Origin of the sequence: Streptomyces blastmyceticus (genome assembly GCF_039521185.1) — a bacterium.
Lineage (GTDB): Bacteria > Actinomycetota > Actinomycetes > Streptomycetales > Streptomycetaceae > Streptomyces > Streptomyces blastmyceticus.
Genome location: NZ_BAAABW010000026.1, coordinates 151,620 through 168,144 on the forward strand (window position 1 = coordinate 151,620; position 16,525 = coordinate 168,144).

The 16,525-nt window shown below is 70.3% G+C and carries 12 protein-coding genes; all 12 read left to right on the plus strand.

Features of this window, described 5'->3' with window-relative positions; translation table 11 throughout:
* The first annotated feature begins 270 nt into the window (after window positions 1-270).
* The 12 genes from casA (at window position 271) to ABD269_RS23270 (ending at window position 16,507) form a co-directional block, all read left to right on the plus strand.
* Complete coding sequence (casA, locus tag ABD269_RS23215; RefSeq protein ID WP_344120629.1) at window positions 271-1,812, plus strand: type I-E CRISPR-associated protein Cse1/CasA; 1,542 nt, start codon at window positions 271-273, stop codon at window positions 1,810-1,812.
* Window positions 1,812-2,396 (plus strand): type I-E CRISPR-associated protein Cse2/CasB, encoded by a 585-nt coding sequence (locus ABD269_RS23220; RefSeq protein WP_344120631.1) that lies wholly within the window; start codon window positions 1,812-1,814, stop codon window positions 2,394-2,396. The genes casA and ABD269_RS23220 overlap by 1 nt, the downstream gene beginning before the upstream one ends.
* Before the next feature lie 2 nt (window positions 2,397-2,398).
* The gene (cas7e, locus tag ABD269_RS23225; RefSeq protein WP_344120633.1) at window positions 2,399-3,667 is read left to right on the plus strand and encodes a type I-E CRISPR-associated protein Cas7/Cse4/CasC; all 1,269 of its coding nucleotides are present in this window, start codon (window positions 2,399-2,401) and stop codon (window positions 3,665-3,667) included.
* Window positions 3,667-4,443 (plus strand): type I-E CRISPR-associated protein Cas5/CasD, encoded by a 777-nt coding sequence (cas5e, locus tag ABD269_RS23230; protein WP_344120635.1) that lies wholly within the window; start codon window positions 3,667-3,669, stop codon window positions 4,441-4,443. Before cas7e ends, cas5e begins: the two co-directional genes overlap by 1 nt.
* Window positions 4,440-5,096: a type I-E CRISPR-associated protein Cas6/Cse3/CasE gene (gene cas6e / locus ABD269_RS23235; protein WP_344120637.1), complete on the plus strand. Its 657-nt coding sequence runs from the start codon at window positions 4,440-4,442 to the stop codon at window positions 5,094-5,096. The genes cas5e and cas6e overlap by 4 nt, the downstream gene beginning before the upstream one ends.
* A gap of 115 nt (window positions 5,097-5,211) precedes the next feature.
* Window positions 5,212-7,401, plus strand: coding sequence for a CRISPR-associated helicase Cas3' (gene cas3, locus ABD269_RS23240; RefSeq protein WP_344120639.1), 2,190 nt, complete (start codon window positions 5,212-5,214; stop codon window positions 7,399-7,401).
* Between the two features lie 1,824 nt (window positions 7,402-9,225).
* A complete protein-coding gene (gene gndA / locus ABD269_RS23245) occupies window positions 9,226-10,686 on the plus strand; it encodes an NADP-dependent phosphogluconate dehydrogenase (RefSeq protein ID WP_344120641.1) in 1,461 nt (486 codons plus the stop codon).
* 189 nt (window positions 10,687-10,875) lie between these two features.
* Entirely contained in the window at window positions 10,876-11,358 is a 483-nt protein-coding gene (locus tag ABD269_RS23250; protein ID WP_301890902.1) for a DUF6643 family protein, read from the plus strand.
* A gap of 76 nt (window positions 11,359-11,434) precedes the next feature.
* A complete protein-coding gene (locus ABD269_RS23255) occupies window positions 11,435-12,265 on the plus strand; it encodes an MOSC domain-containing protein (protein ID WP_344120644.1) in 831 nt (276 codons plus the stop codon).
* A gap of 161 nt (window positions 12,266-12,426) precedes the next feature.
* Entirely contained in the window at window positions 12,427-13,032 is a 606-nt protein-coding gene (locus ABD269_RS23260; protein ID WP_344120646.1) for an Rv1733c family protein, read from the plus strand.
* A 98-nt stretch (window positions 13,033-13,130) separates the two neighbouring features.
* Window positions 13,131-15,560 carry a right-handed parallel beta-helix repeat-containing protein gene (locus ABD269_RS23265; protein WP_344120648.1) on the plus strand — a complete coding sequence of 810 codons (2,430 nt, stop codon included), beginning with the start codon at window positions 13,131-13,133 and terminating at the stop codon, window positions 15,558-15,560.
* Window positions 15,561-15,661: 101 nt separating this feature from the next.
* On the plus strand, window positions 15,662-16,507 hold the full coding sequence (locus ABD269_RS23270) for a DeoR/GlpR family DNA-binding transcription regulator (protein WP_116215085.1): 846 nt from the start codon (window positions 15,662-15,664) through the stop codon (window positions 16,505-16,507).
* Window positions 16,508-16,525: the final 18 nt, after the last annotated feature.

Here is a 16,525-nt window from a genome sequence, read left to right on the forward strand (position 1 = left end):
CCTGGAGGCAGCGGGGATTGTGTCCGTCCCGAAGGCGCGGGGGCTGGACCACCAACCCTCCGGCCTAACGAAACATGCTGGTCAGCTCGCTCCCAAATGCGTTGTCAGTGGCCTCCGTTAGCGTACGGGTAAGACCAATGCGCATACGGAAGGATCTTGGTGATTTCCTTGAATGTCGCGGACGGGGCATGGTTACCCGTCCGCCCCGCACGCGGAGCGAGGCATGCCGATGGCGTGTACGGACCTCCGCCTCCCTGGTTACCCGGTGGGTTGGTCGGCGGTTACGCGCAGGCGTTATCGACCGCGCATCTGATCGACCACATCGACGTCCCGTACGAGGCAACGGAGTCGGTGGTCGTGAGGAACCTCGTGGCCATGGCGATGAGAGTTACGGGACTGGATCGGGCTCGGGGGCAGGAGTGGCAGCGGTTACGGGCCCGGGTGCTGGCGGAGGGGCGTTTCGACGCGGCCAGGGTGGAGGCCTATTTCGCCGCCCATCGTCACCGCATGTGGCTGTTCGACGATGCGTGTCCCTACCGGCAGGTCCCCGCTCTGCGTGATGAATGCAAGGACTGGGCGGCGCCGGGGAAGCTGGTGTACGGGCTGCCGTCGGGCAACAACCACGTCTGGTTCGACAAGCGCGACCAGGACACCCCGCTCCCGGCCCATGTGGCAGTGTGGTCGCTGGAAGCACTGCTCGGCGTCGGCGCCGGGGGCGGCTGCGGGACGCGCAAGCCGGCAGGGCACCCGGCACGGTCGAAGACCGCGGCGGGCCCGTACCGGAACACCGTCTCGTACTTCGTCAAGGGCCGGACTCTGTTCGAGACGCTGGTGCTGAACTGTCCTTCCGCCCTGCCCACCGGCCCCGGTGAGGATCTCGCGCCGTGGGAAACCGACGCGATACCTGACCCGCTCGCCCCGGCCTTGGCCGCTCCGTCGGGCCGCGTTTCTTTGCTGACCGGACGCTCCCGCCATGCCGTGCTTCTCGACCCCGCTCCCGACGGGCGTGCCGTACTACGGCTCAAACTGACTTGGGCGTTCAATGCGGCAGGGGACAAGATGCCGCCGGCTCTGGACCCCTTCCTCATGCACGCGCACAGCATGGGCAAGGACGGACGTGAGCAGATCAGGCCGGTGCCGGCCGACCCGGACCGCGCCCTGTGGCGGAACGTCGATTCGCTGATTGCACACGCGCGGCCGTCAGCGCCCAGGACAGCCGACCCCGACAAGCCCGGCAAGAGCAGCAAGAAATCCGCGCCTGTCGTGGCGCCCCAGGTGTTCACGGATCTGTCCGCCGGTCTGGGCTCGGGACCGGCGGCCGCGGTGCTGCGGGCGGCTCGGGTGCGCGCTCTTTCCTGTGCGGCGGACAAGGCGGACGACGTGCTGTGGTGGTCGGCTGACTCGCCCTATCCCCTTTTCCGGCCCGTGGGCGATCGCACGCTCGTGCCCCCAACCGTCAGAGCCGCGCACACCGACGCGGAGAACGCCTTCGTCCTGCTGGACCGGGCCACGAAACAGATGACGACGGCGATGTGCGCGGGGAACCGTGACCGAGCAGTCGGCATGCACTGGCCGGCCGACGCCCGGCGGCTGTTCTGGGACCGTGCGGAGGTGGTGTTCTGGCAGGCCGTGAGCGCCGCACGCGATGGTCAGCCCTATGAACCGGGCCATTTCCTGCCCGTCGCCGTGGCCGCGTACGACGAGTCGACAGCCACAGCCACGCAGTCGCCTCGCGGCATTCAGGCTGTCGCGCGTGCGCGCATCATCCTAACCCGTCGCCCCAAGCCGTCGTCCCGAAAGGCCGCAGCCTGATGAGTGAACTACCGCCCGCGCCTGATCCGTTCGCCGGATACGACGCGTTTCTCGACGTGGTGCGCGGCCACTGTGCCACCCCGTCCGCGTGTGCCCGGCTCCGACGTGCCGTCGCGGCTGCGACTCGGCCCGAGAGCGTGTCCGGGCGCCGGGGCACCGGAGATGCTCTGCACCTGCTGCGCGGGCTCGCCGCCGAGAGCATGCACCCGGAGCGCAAGGCCAACTACCTGCTGACTGCCGGGATTTTCGCCTGTCACCCCACATCCACCGGCAGTGCGGAGCCCGCGCCCGCCCGCTATGTGCAAGGAAACCTGGGGGCTGCCCTGGGCCGTGCGGCCCACGACGGCTGTGTGACCCCAGGACGGGCCGACAAGACCATGCGTCTGCTGACCCGCAAGTCCCTCGCCGGGTTGCGCCTGGCTCTCCCCCGGGTTGTGCGTCAGCTCGACCCGCAGTTGTCGGGCCTCGACCTCGCGGTAGTGCTGTCGGACCTGAACGGCTGGCCGTTCCGCGCCGGTGCCATCTCCCGCCGCTGGTGGGAGTCCTACGCCATCGCCTTTCCCACTGTTGCCCAGGAGAACTGACCGTGTCCTCTCTCAGCCCGCTGCACATCACGATCACGACCCTGCACGAGCTTCCGCCGTCCAATATCAACAGGGATGACACCGGGGCTCCGAAGATGACGGTTTTCGGTGCCACGCCGCGCATCGCCCCGTCCTCGCAGTCGCAGAAGCGTCCTGTCCGGCTCCAGCTCCAGGACCTCTTCGACGACCCGGCCGTCCGCACCCGGCGGTTGCCTGAGCTCATCGGAGAACAGCTCGTCAAGGAACACGGCTGGGACGACGCGTGGACCGCGACACGAGCAGGGCTCCTGGTGATCCTCGCAGCCGGGTTCAAAGGGCTGAAGGCCTCGACCACAGGCCGGGGGAAGACGACCAGGTTCACCGGGGAGACGAACACGGCGCTGTTCCTCGTCGGCAACGCCCCTGCTCTCCTCGCGGCCGTGGCGGAACGGCACCGGGATCTTCTGCAGGCCGCCGATGACAAGGACCTCACCGCCGCGGCGAAGAAGGCCGACGATGGGGGCGATCCCGCCGAGGTGAAGGGGCTGATCGGTACGATCTCGTCCGCCGACCGCGACGAGATCCGGCGGATCGTGAACCGTTCCAACAAAGTCATCTCTCTCTTCGGCCGCATGCTGGCCGATGACCCCGGCTCACGCGTGGACGGCGCCGCACAGGTCGCGTTCGGTCTGGGCACCCATGCGGCGGACGAGCAGGAGGACTACTACACGGCCGTGGACGACATCACTGCCCAGCGCCAGGACCAGCCCGGCGCCGGATTCCTCGATGTCTCCCTCCACACCGCGGGCGTCCTGCGCCGCTGGGCATCCATCGATCTCAACGACCTCGTCAGGAATCTCACCGGCTCCGGCATGGACATCGATGACCCGCACGAGACCGCGCTCGAAGTGACGGCCGCGTTCCTGCGCTCCTTCGCACTGACCCTGCCCCGCGCCAAGCGGCGTACGCACCCGGCCGAGGTGGGACCTGACCTCGTCCACATCTCTGTACGCACCGACCAGCCCATCGATTACGCCGGCGCCTGGTCCCAGCCGGTCACCGACTCCGGACAGGGATGGATGGGTCCCTCCATCGACCGCTACAACAGCTACGTACCGAAGATGAACAAGATCTTCGGTCTCACCGGCCTCGCCGCCCATGGGCACGTCACCACCGCCGACGCGCCGCTCGGGAACCTCGGCGCACGGCACGACGGGGTCGACGACCTCATCGCCCAGATCGTCGAAACTGCCCGGGCAGAGCAGGCCACCCGCCGCCAGGACACCCTGTGATGCCCGGCTTTCTCCTCCATCTCGCCGCCCCCTGGCAGGCATGGCCCGCACCCGCCCTCTTCAACACCCGGCCCACCCTGCGTCACCCCACCCGATCCGCTCTCACCGGCATGATCGGTGCAGCACTGGGCATCCGGCACGACCCCGTCACCGGCTACGCCGACCTCTCCGAGCTCTCCCCACTGCACTACACGGTGCGCATCGACCGGCCCGGCACCCAGCGCCGTGATTTCCATACCGTCGGCGGTGGGGACTCCTCCACCGTCCATATCGGCGACGGCGGCCGCCGGGCCAACGGCAAGGGCACCCTCGTCTCCTACCGCTGGTTCCTCGCCGACGCCGCCTTCACCGTCGCGGTCACCTGTGCCGACACGGATCTCACGGCCCGTTGCGCCCAGGCTCTGCGTGCCCCGGTCTTCTCCCTCTACCTGGGACGCCGGGGCTTCCCTCCGTCCTATCCGCCTCTCCTCAGAGACGGGCTCGACGACCCGGTGGGTGAGCTTGGAAATCTGCCGCTCAACCGCTACCAGGACCACCCCGGCGGCGAAAGCAGCGGTCACGTACTCGTCGACTACGTCCTCGACACCGACCCCCAGGACGACGGCCCACCGCCCGTACGCGTCAACGACGTACCTCTCCCCGGACGCCTTTTCGGCACCCGCGACGTGTGGCACCGCACCCGCCCCCACCCCGCCGGACAATGCCTCACCCCTCGGCAGGACTGGCTGGACCGCCTCGACGCCTACCTCAACCCGGAAGGAACACCCGCACCATGACCGGCGCCCTGGCGAGCACCGTTCCTCTCTACCTCGCCCGACTCCAGCTGAACACCGCCGACCGGCAAGTGCAGCGAGACCTGCGCTACGCCCATGAACTCCACAAAACCGTCATGTCCCTGTTCCCCGAGGCCCTGGGCGAAACCCCCCGCGCCAGCGCCGGAATTCTCTTCCGCCTCGAACCCGGGCGCAGTGGGCCCGTCATGCTCGTACAGTCCGCGATCCCAGCACACCTGGACAACTTGCCCGTCGGCTACACTACCGCCGCCGACCAGCGCTCCCTCTCTCCCGTTCTCGAATGGATCGACACCGGCATCGACGTGCGCTACCGCATAGTCGCGCACCCACTTGTAGCCCGCTGCGTCCCCGGCCGCCGCCGCTCCACCACCGTCAGCCTCGAAGGCGAGGAAGCCGCCGACTGGTGGATCCGCAAAGCGGAATCGGCCGGCCTCGACCTGCACGGCGGAGGCACCGGCCACCCCGTCCCCGTGATCACCGGCCGCAATATCCACCACCGGCCCGTCCACTTCGACGGCACCGCCACCATCACCGACCCGACCGCACTGCGGGCCGCACTCCTCCAAGGCATAGGCAAGGGCCGAGCCTACGGATGCGGCCTGCTCTCCCTGGCCCCTCTGCCCCCGCGCAACTGACAGCCCAAGTCCTGGTGTCCGTACAGGCCTCGACCTCCGGGCCAGTACGGACACCAGGGCACGGCGAACACCACGCGCACCAACCACCACGACCGCGGACGACGAAAGACAGACCATGGACCTTCCCGACCCCCGGATCGCGGGAAAGCAACGAGGACTCCTCCCCCCGGGAACCACCTACCCCCTCGGATGCCATCTTGCCGACACAGCCGCGATAGCCGGATCCTTATGGGACGCCTTCCTCACCCCGGCACAACGCCGGTTGATCGCCGACTCCTGGGCCGTGAACGCAGAACACGCCCGCACGCTGCTCATGCTGGCCGCCGGCCTGCACGACCTTGGAAAGAGCACACCGTGCTGCCAGTACGACCAACTCCAGCTCCCCAGCCTGGGCGAAGGCTTCGCACACGCAGCGGACCGTGAACCCCTCCCACACGCCTACGCCTCCGGAATCACTGTCCCCCAGCTCCTCACCCGGCTCGGCTGGGAACTCGACGACGCAGCCGTCCAGCTCGGCCAGATCGTCGCAGGACATCACGGCAACTTCCCCGCTATGCCTCCCGCCTTCGAACTGGAGCACCCGCACGATCTCGACACCCGGCTCGGCACCGGCCGCTGGGACACCGAACGCACCGCCCTGACCCGCCTGGTCCACAGCCTCATCGGCCGCCCCTCGCCGCCCCGCCGTGCAGCAGAGGTGCTGCCGGCCGCCCTCGTCGCCGCCGTCGTGGTCCTCGCCGACCGGCTCGCCTCCCCGACCCGGGCCAGCCAATGGGTACGGGCCCGTCTCGCCGAGTGGCGACAAGACCCCCACTGGCAACGGCACTACCAGCGCGCCGTCTCCCAGGCACCCAACACCGTCGCGGCCGAAGGCCTCACCCCAGCCCACTGGGCACCCCTGCGCACCTTCACCGACACCTTCCACGTCACACCGCGCCCGCTCCAGCACGACGTCGCCCAACAGCTTTCCGCGCTCGCGCAAGGCCCCGGCCTCCTGCTCATCGCCGACATGACGGGCAACGGCAAGACCGAAACCGCTTTCTACGCAGGCCGCCTCATGGCCGAAGCCGCCGGCTCATCCGGCCTCGCCGTCCTGCTGCCCACCCGCGCAACAGCCGAAGCGATGTATCTGCGCCTCCGCGACTTCGTCCGGGACCAGACAACACCCGCCGCACCGGTCACACTCGTCCACGGCACCGCATGGCTCAACACCGACTACAACCCCGACCACGGCACCGAAGGACACAGCACCTACCCCACCGAATGGATGCGACAACGGCTCCTGGGCCTCCTGGCCACCGGCGGCATGGCCGCCACCTGGGACCAAGCAGCCCTCGCCGCCTTGCCCACCGCCCACAACGCCGTACGGCTACTGGGCCTGTCCAACAAGACCGTCATCATCGACGAGGCCCACTCGTACGACGCGTACGGACAGACCATCACCCGCGCCCTCCTCGCCCTTCTGGGCGCCTTGCGCGTACCCGTCATCCTGATGTCCGCCACCCTCACCACCGCAACGGCCACCACCCTCGCGAACGCCTACCTCACCGGAGCCGGTCGGCCCGAGACGAACCAGCTCGAACTGCCCTACCCTGGCTGGGCCTACGTCGACGCCACCACCGGCAGGTCCCACGTCTCCAAAGCCCTCGTCAACCACGAGCGGGAACGCTCTCTCCTGGTCACTCACCAACGCGTCCGCTACACGCACAACCCCACCGTGCCCACAGGCCGGGCCGCACAACTCCTCGCCCAGCTCCGCCCTCTCACCGAACACGGCGACGGAGCAGTCATGATCGTCTGCAACACCGTGGACGACGCTCAGCGCACCCACCAGCTACTGGCCCCAAGCCTGACCACCGGCATCGGGCTGCTCCACGCCCGCATGCCACGCTGGCAACGCGACCACACCACGCAACGCCTCCAGCAACAACTCGGCCGCCACGGCCACCGACAACCAGGCCCGTTTGCCCTGATAGCCACACAAATCGCCGAGCAATCACTGGACGTCGACTTCGACCTCGTCATCAGCGACCTCGCCCCCATCGACTACCTGATCCAGCGCGCCGGACGCTGCTGGCGACACCACCGCCCCCGCCCCCCGTGGACCCACAGCCCACGCCTGCACATCCTCGTACCCGCCGGCCCTCTCCCACCACCGCACTGGGGTACCAAACCCGGCGTCTACTACGGGCACCTGCTCCAGCAGACCGCAGCCGCCCTCAGCTGCCTCAGCGAAGGACGGCTGCACGAACCCGGCGATGTACAACACCTGATCGAGACCGTCTACGCAAACGACAGCGCCTGAGGCGCGGGGCAGGACCGCATCGCAGATGAACAACTGCGCACCCAACTGGCGGGACTCGCGACCGTCCCGCACCCCGTCGACCTGCAGACCCTCCACGATCTCTCCAACGCCGCCGGGCTCAACACCCGCACCGCGGCAACACGACTCGGGGCCGACGGCAGTCTGGCCCTGCCCGTCTGGCCCGACAGCGACGGCCGCCTACGACTCCACCCGACCCTCGGCGCGAACGTGTGCGGATGCCCGGACAGGGACACCCGGATTCCCGCCACGATAAACCGAGACGACCGCGACATGGTCCGCCGCATTCTCGCCCACACCGTCCCCCTCCCCACCAGAACCCTCGACCCCACCGATCCCACCACCCAACCTCCGGACACCTGGCAGGACATCGGCCCCCTCGCCGACCTCCGCCTCCTCCCACACACCGGGACTCCAGCCTCGTACCGCGGACAGAATGGCATTCTCAGCCTCGATCCGACCCTGGGAATCCAACGCCGACAGGCCGCCTCCTAAGGCTCTAGCTCCGTTCTCACCAGCTCAATGAATCCAGTCCTGATGCCTCTCCCCCTTGATAACAAAACAGCAAAGCCGCTACAACGCCGCAGTTCGCGAAGGGTCCGTCCCGCACACGCGGGGGTGTTCCGGCCGCCGCCGCTCATGCCTCCGGCAGGCTCGGGTCCGTCCCGCACACGCGGGGGTGTTCCGCGTGGTGAGCGCGAGGCGGCACAACGGCGTGGGTCCGTCCCGCACACGCGGGGGTGTTCCGACCGCTCGCAACGGTCCGCCGGGGCTCGCCGAGTCCGTCCCGCACACGCGGGGGTGATCCACCACTTATCGGCTGGCATCAGGCCGGGGTAATCCGTCCGGGACGGTGGCGCCTGTCGGCTCAACCGAAATCGGGAAGAGCAGGTGCACTGCCGGTTCTGTAGTAGTGGTAGCGGGCCGATGCTGATATCTAGTGCGGCTGAGGAATACGCCGATGTCATCGGCGAGGCCGAGGCAGGAGCAACAGAGTTTAGTGGCCGTGGAGGCAAGGGCTCCGAGATTCTTACCGCAGCAGGAACGGAGCAGGCTCGGGAGTTGACAGACAGACGAGCTGCAGAGTGCCCAGTACAGCCCTACGCGCATCCGCGTCACCTGGAACGGGACCGGGAGCGTGGAGGACTCATCCAAGGCCCTCGGGTTCTCGCAAGCGAAGGCCTATGACCTGGTTCGTCGCGGGGAGTTCCCTGAACGGGCCGACCAGACCGATAACCGGCGCACAGCAGCCAGGACAGCCGCTGACAAGCCTTCGACCGCGAGATGCAAGGCAGTCGCCGCCCTGGCATCGTTCCTGAAGTGGATGTGACACTTTGACGGCACGACCAGGAAACCCCGAGGCCCCATTCCCGATGTTCCGGCATGGCGTGCGCGTCGGGCGATGACGACGTCCACCTGGCGACCGTCGTAACGGGAATCCGAATGCGGGACATCGTCGGACGCCTCAGCGTCGACATTTCAGAGTGATGCGATCGGCTCACGGCGTACGTGCCGACCGCGTGTTTCGTCACTCCACGAGGGAGCCCGGAACGTGAGAACGATGGGCACACGCCCCACATCACACTTTGTTCGATTCACACAATCGAGCCACGGGCGCAGCGGCTTCCGTGAGCGAACAGAGTGACAGACCCAAGCCCGTCTCCAGCGCGCACCCAGCCACCCTCAAGCACCCCGTGCGACGATGCCAGGGCGACGCCCGGATGCCCGAGGGGAAGATCTTCGAGCCCTCCGGCGTTGACGCCTCGCACCAGCCTTCGACGCACGCGACAGGAGTGGACCACCGCAATGCCCAGCACTTCCACCCCCACGGCCACCGCACAGATCGGCGTCACCGGACTCGCCGTCATGGGCAGCAATCTCGCCCGCAACTTCGCCCGCCACGGCCACACCGTCGCCGTCCACAACCGCACAACCGCCAGGACCACGGCCCTCATCGACGAGCACGGCCACGAGGGCAACTTCGTCCCCGCCGAGACCGCCGAGGAGTTCGTCGCCGCCCTGGAGAAGCCCCGACGCCTGATCATCATGGTCAAGGCCGGCGACCCCACCGACGCCGTCATCGACGAGTTCGCGCCCCTCCTCGACAAGGGCGACATGATCATCGACGGCGGCAACGCGCACTTCCACGACACCCTCCGCCGCGAGAAGGCGCTCCGCGCCAAGGGCATCCACTTCGTCGGCACCGGGATCAGCGGCGGCGAGGAAGGCGCGCTCAACGGGCCCGCCATCATGCCCGGCGGGTCCACCGGATCCTACAAAGCCCTCGGGCCGCTCCTGGAGTCCATCGCCGCCAAGGCCCCCGACGGCAGCCCCTGTTGCACGCACATCGGCCCCGACGCCGCCGGACACTTCGTCAAGATGGTGCACAACGGCATCGAATACGCCGACATGCAGCTCATCGCGGAGGCGTACGACCTGCTGCGCAACGTCGCCGGGTACGAGCCGGCCCGTATCGCGGAGACATTCCGCACGTGGAACACCGGCCGCCTGGACTCGTACCTCATCGAGATCACCGCCGAGGTGCTAGCCCACACCGACGCCGCCACCGGGCGGCCCTTCGTGGACGTGGTGGCCGACGAGGCCGAGCAGAAGGGCACCGGCCGGTGGACGGTGCAGACGGCGCTGGACCTCGGGATCCCGGTGTCGGGCATCGCGGAGGCCGTCTTCGCCCGTTCCCTGTCGGGCCACGGCGATCTGCGCCGGGCCGCGCGCGGCCTGCCCGGGCCCGGGCGTGAGACCCTCTCCCCCGCCGAGGCCGAGGAGTTCGCGGCGCGGGTCGAGGAGGCGCTGTACGCGTCCAAGGTCGTCTCGTACGCCCAGGGCTGGAACATGATCGGTGCGGCGAGCGCCGAGTACGGCTGGGACATCGACCTCGGCGCAGTGGCCGCCATCTGGCGGGGCGGCTGCATCATCCGGGCGGCGTTCCTCGACCGGATCCGCAGCGCGTTCGCGGCCGACCCGGGACTGCCGACCCTGCTGGCCGACAAGGGCTTCGCCGACGAGGTGGGCCGGGCCCAGGACGCCTGGCGCTCGGTCGTGGCGACCGCGGTCGGCCGCGGGGTGCCCACCCCCGGCTTCTCCGCCGCGCTCGCGTACTACGACGCCCTGCGCGCGGAGCGCCTGCCCGCCGCCCTGACCCAGGGGCAGCGCGACTTCTTCGGCGCCCACACCTACCGGCGCACCGACCGCGAGGGGTCGTTCCACACGGTGTGGTCCGGGGACCGCGACGAGGAGCGCACGGCCTGAGCAGGACCGCACGGACGGCGGACCGCCAACGGCCCGGCGCCACCGCGAGGATGGCGCCGGTGACGTCCGGTCCGATAAGAGTGTCCCGACCTGCCACTTCTGTCCTGACCTGCGTCTTTGCAGGTCAGAAAGGGGTTGCGGGGACCTTGGCATAGACCCGGCCAGGGGCGTGGGCTTAACTTATGGGCTATGACCTCCCCCCGCAGCACCTACGGTGGCGGCTACTACGCCTCGCCGTCGTTCCCGGACACCCCCATCTACGACAGCCTCGTCGCCGAGCGGGGCACCCCGCAGATCGCGCCCATCAGGGTGTCGTCGCCGTACGACGGCGGGAGCCAGCTGCCCGCTCTCCCCGCGCTGCCGTCCGGGCCGTCCGCGGCGCCCGCGCCGCAGCAGCAGAGCGGTTACGCCGGACAGGCCCCGCAGTACGGGTACCAGTCGCCCGCTCCGCAGGCCCCGGCCCTCCAGCAGGCGCCCGCGCCCTACATCCCGCAGCAGGCGGCCGCGCCGCGCGGCTATCCGGGCCCGCAGCAGTACCAGCAGCGGCCCGCGGCCGCCTCGGCGAGCCCCGCGGGGTACGAGGCGATGCGCCCCGTGGCGCCCCGCCCGGCGCCCGCGCCGTACGAGGACCCGTACAACAACCGCCAGTACCCGAATCAGGGCGGTTACTGACGATACTTCCGGTTCGGGCGGGGGGCCGGTCGGGGGGCTTCGGTCAACCGCCCGGCCCGGATGGCAAGATGGCCGCATGTCCACGCCATTGCTGACCGCGGTCCACTTCTATCCCGTGAAGTCGATGACCGGCCGCGCCGTGGGCGAGGCGGCGGTCGAGCCGTGGGGGCTCGCCGGGGACCGCCGGTGGATGCTGGCCGACGAGAGCGGTCACATGATCACCCAACGGCAGCAGCCCAGGCTGGCGTTGGCCGCCGCCGAGCCGCTGCCGGGCGGCGGGGTCCGGCTCACCGCTCCGGGGTGCGCACCGGTGGATGTCGCCGTGCCCGACCCCGTGGAGCGGGGCACGGTCACGGTGCAGCTGTTCCGGGACAAGGTCGAGGGGATTCCGGCCGGTGCCGCGGCCGACGCGTGGCTCAGCGCGTATCTGGGCACCCCGGCCCGGCTGCTGCACATGGACGACCCCGCGACGCGCCGCCTCATCGACCCCGACTACGCGCACGACGGCGAGACCGTGAGCTTCGCCGACGGATATCCGCTGCTGCTCACCACCCTCGCCTCGCTCGACGCCCTCAACACCCTGATCTCCCGGGGCGACCACCCCGACGAGGGCCCGCTGCCCATGAACCGCTTCCGGCCGAACGTGGTCGTGGGCGACACCGCGCCCTGGGCCGAGGACGACTGGCGGCGCGTCCGCATCGGCGAGGTCACCTTCCGCGCCGTCAAGCTGTGCGGCCGCTGTGTCGTGACCACCACCGACCAGCACACGGCGGAGCGCGGCAAGGAGCCGCTGCGGACGCTCGTACGCCACCACCGGATAGGCAAGGATCTGGTGTTCGGCACGAACCTCATCCCCGAGCACACCGGAGTGGTGCGCGTGGGCGACGACGTGGAGATCCTCGACTGAGCGGGTCCCGCCGCCCGTCGGGACCGCCCGCACCGCCCGCCACCCGTCAACGCGCCGCCAGGAAGCGCCTCCGGAGGGGGTGATTTTGCTCTCTCCGCCGTCTTCCTCCGCATGCGATGCCCTGTGTGAGGTATTTACGGACGCGGAAGGGGGTGAGCGCTGTGCGCGCGACGATCTTCGCCCGGCGATGGCGGCGCAATCCGCTGCGCCGCCGTACCGACGTCGTCGAGGCGTGGGTGGGGGCGGTCGCGGTGGTGCTGATGCTGCTGGCCGGATCGGCCGTCGGCTGGGTGGCGGGCTCGCTCGCCCACGAGGCGCTGCGGCAGACCGTCCGTGAACAGCAGCTGCACCGGCACCTGGTGACCGCCACGGCCCTGCGCAATCTGCCGGTCAGGGCCACCGAGACCGACCGGGAGACGGCCGCGGGCCGCGAGGGTCACCACCGGGTGGTCGCCCGCTGGCCGGCCCCGGACGGCCGCCGGCAGTTCTCCGGCGTGGTCGCCGTCCGGCAACCGACCCGTGCGGGGCACCGGTTCACGCTGTGGACCGACGACCGCGGGCGGATCTCGGCCCGCCCCATGGACGACGACACCGCCGCCGTGCACGCGGTCCTCGCCGGAGCGGCCGCGGCCGCCGGAGCGGCGGGAGTGGTGGAGCTCGCCCGCCGGCTGGTCGTATGGCGGCTCGTGCAGCGGCGGTACGCCCGGTGGGACCGCGCGTGGGAACAGGCTGGGCACACCTGGGGCCGTGCGGGTGCGGGCAGCTGACCGGTCAACTTCCGTGGCCCACGCGCGCTACGGTGGTCCGGCCGGTACGCATCCGTCCCGGGTGAACAGAGCACACGAGGTGGGGGCGCAGCAGCACCATGGCAGAGGGCTCGGTCCAGGTGACGCACACCGGTACGGCGCGATGGCGGCGGCGCACCGGCGAATACGACTCCCTCGCATCGGCTCTGGAGGCGGCGGCGGACGGGGATGTGCTGTCCGTCGCGCCGGGCACGTACCGGGAGAATCTGGTCGTCACCCGTGCGATCACCCTGCGCGGCAGCGAGGGTTCGCCGGGGGCGGTGCGGATCGCGCCGGCCGAGGGCGTGGCCCTGACCGTGCGGGCCTCGGCGGCGCTGCTGGATCTGCACATCGAGGGGCAGGACGCGGCGGCGCCCGCGCTGTTGGTCGAGGACGGCGCGCCGGAGCTGGCGGATCTGCGGATCGTGACGCGGTCGGCGGCGGGCATCGAGGTGCGCGGCGGTTCGCGGCCGACGGTGCGCCGCTGCACGGTCGACAATCCGGGCGGGGTCGGCATCAGCGTGCTGGACGGCGCGACGGGTGTCTTCGAGGAGTGCGAGGTCGTGGCGGCGGGCCGGTCGGGCGTGACGGTCGGCGGGGGCGCGCATCCGCGCCTGGATCGCTGCCGGGTGCATCACGCGTCGGGAGCGGGGCTCTCGCTGTCGGGTGAGGGCAGCGCGCTGGAGGCGGTCGGGTGCGAGGTGTACGAGATCCGGGGCGCGGGGGTGCAGGTCGCGTCGCGGGCGGCCGGTTATCTGACCGACTGCCAGGTGCACCGGACGTCAGGCGACGGCGTGACGCTGGACACCGAAGCGGTGCTCACCCTGGTGGACTGCGACATCCACGACGTGCCGGAGAACGGTGTGGACCTGCGGTCCCGTTCGGTGCTGTCGATGACGCGCACCGCGGTGCGCAAGTTCGGGCGCAACGGCCTGTCGGTATGGGATCCGGGTACGCGGGTGGACGCGGACCGGTGCGACATCCACGACAGCACGGGCGACTATCCGGCGGTGTGGGTCAGTGACGGGGCGCAGGCGGTGCTCGGTTCCTGCCGGGTGCGCGATGTGCCGGACGCGCTGTTCGTGCTGGACCGCGGTTCGCGGGTGGACGTGGTCGACAGCGATCTCGCGCAGGTCCGCAACACCGCGGTGTCGGTGAGCGACGGGGCGACCGCGCAGCTGGACGACTGCCGCATCCGGGCGGCGGCGACGGGTGCCTGGTTCCGGGACCACGGGAGCGGGGGTTCGCTGGCCGGATGCACCATCGACGCGACGGCCACTGGGGTCATCGTGACCAAGGGCGCGGATCCGGTCATCGAGCGGTGCACGGTGAGTTCGCCGGTGGAGGCGGGCTTCTATGTGTCGGCGGGCGGCCGGGGTTCCTTCCACGACTGCCGGGTGACGGGGAGCAGCGGCTACGGCTTCCACGTCATCGACGGCTGCCGTACGACGCTGACGCGCTGCCGTACGGAGCGGTGTGCGCGCGGTGGTTACGAGTTCGCCGAGGAGGGCACGGTCAGCGAGGGCTGCACGAGCGACGAGAGCGCGGCGTTCACGCTGGGGGCGTCGTCCGCGGGCTCGCTGCGGACGGCCGGTGTCCCGGTCGTGGAGCGGACGGCTCCGCTGGTGTCGGTGCCGCCGGTCGCGGTGCCGGTGCAGCGGGTGCCCGAGGGCGCGGCGCCCGCCCCCCTGCCGGACGGCCGTCCGCCGGCCACGGTGCTGGGTGAACTGGACGCGCTGGTGGGCCTGGAGAGCGTCAAGCGCGAGGTGCGGGCGCTCACGGACATGATCGAGGTGGGCCGTCGCCGTCAGGAGGCGGGGCTGAAGGCGGCCTCCGTGCGCCGTCATCTGGTGTTCACCGGTTCCCCTGGTACGGGAAAGACCACGGTGGCCCGGCTCTACGGCGAGATCCTCGCGTCGCTCGGGGTGCTGGAGCGCGGTCATCTGGTGGAGGTGTCGCGCGTGGACCTGGTGGGCGAGCACATCGGTTCCACGGCGATCCGGACGCAGGAGGCGTTCGACCGGGCGCGGGGCGGGGTGCTGTTCATCGACGAGGCGTACGCGCTCTGCCCGGAGGACTCGGGGCGGGACTTCGGCCGTGAGGCGATCGACACCCTGGTGAAGCTGATGGAGGATCACCGGGACGCGGTGGTGGTGATCGTCGCGGGGTACACCGCGGAGATGCAGCGGTTCCTGACGGTCAATCCGGGGGTGGCGTCGCGCTTCTCGCGCACCATCACCTTCGGGGACTACGCGCCGGAGGAGCTGTTGCGCATCGTGGAACAGCAGGCGGAGGAGCACGAGTACCGGATCGGGGCGGGGGCGGCGGAGGCGCTGCTGGCGTATTTCACGGCGATCCCTAAGGGTCCGGCGTTCGGCAACGGCCGGACGGCGCGGCAGACGTTCGAGGCGATGGTCGAGCGGCACGCGGGCCGGGTGGCGCAGCTCGCCGCTCCGAGCACCGACGAGCTGACGCTGTTGTATCCGCAGGATCTGCCGGCGCTGCCGTGAGGGCGGCGGTGCCGATGGCCGGAGTACGGCACGGGCGTTGTCACAGGTGCGTGGGAGGATGAGCACGCGGATTCGGCAGTGCTGAGCGGAGGGACCGGCCGGTGAGTGACCATCAGAATCTCCTGGCGGAGCAGCGGCGTGCCCTGATTCTCGACGAGGTGAGGCGGCGCGGCGGTGTGCGGGTCAATGAGCTGACCCGCAAGCTCAATGTCTCGGACATGACGGTCCGCCGCGATCTGGACGCGCTGGCCCGGCAGGGTGCCGTGGAGAAGGTGCACGGTGGTGCGGTGCCGGTCGCCGAGGCGACGGCGCACGAGCCGGGCTTCGAGGCGAAGTCGGCGCTGGAGCTGATCGCCAAGGAGGACATCGCGCGGGCCGCGGCGAGGATGGCCGCGCACGGCAGTGCGATAGCCCTGGCGGGCGGGACGACGGTGTTCGCCCTGGCCCAGCAGTTGGTGGAGGTCCCGGATCTGACGGTGGTGACGAATTCGGTGCGGGCGGCCGATGTGTTCCACAGTGCCCAGCGCACGATGACGGCCGCGGGGCCCTCGCCGCGTCCGGGTGCGGCGACGGTGGTGCTGACGGGCGGGGTCCGTACGCCGTCGGACACACTGGTGGGGCCGGTGGCGGACGCGGCGATCCGCTCGCTGCACTTCGATGTGCTGTTCATCGGGGTGCACGGCATATCCGTGGAGGCGGGGCTGTCGACGCCGAATCTCGCGGAGGCGGAGACGAACCGGCACTTCGTGCGCTCCGCCCGGCGTGTCGTGGTGGTCGCGGACCACACCAAGTGGGGCACGGTGGGCCTGAGTTCCTTCGCCTCCCTGGAGGAGGTGGACGCGTTGGTCACGGACGCGGGGCTGCCCGCGGGGGCGCGTCGGGAGATCGCCGAGCGGCTGCCGGAGCTGGTGGTGGCGGAGAGTTCGCGGGGCAGCGCGGAGGCCTGAGACCGGGCGGGGGCGGCG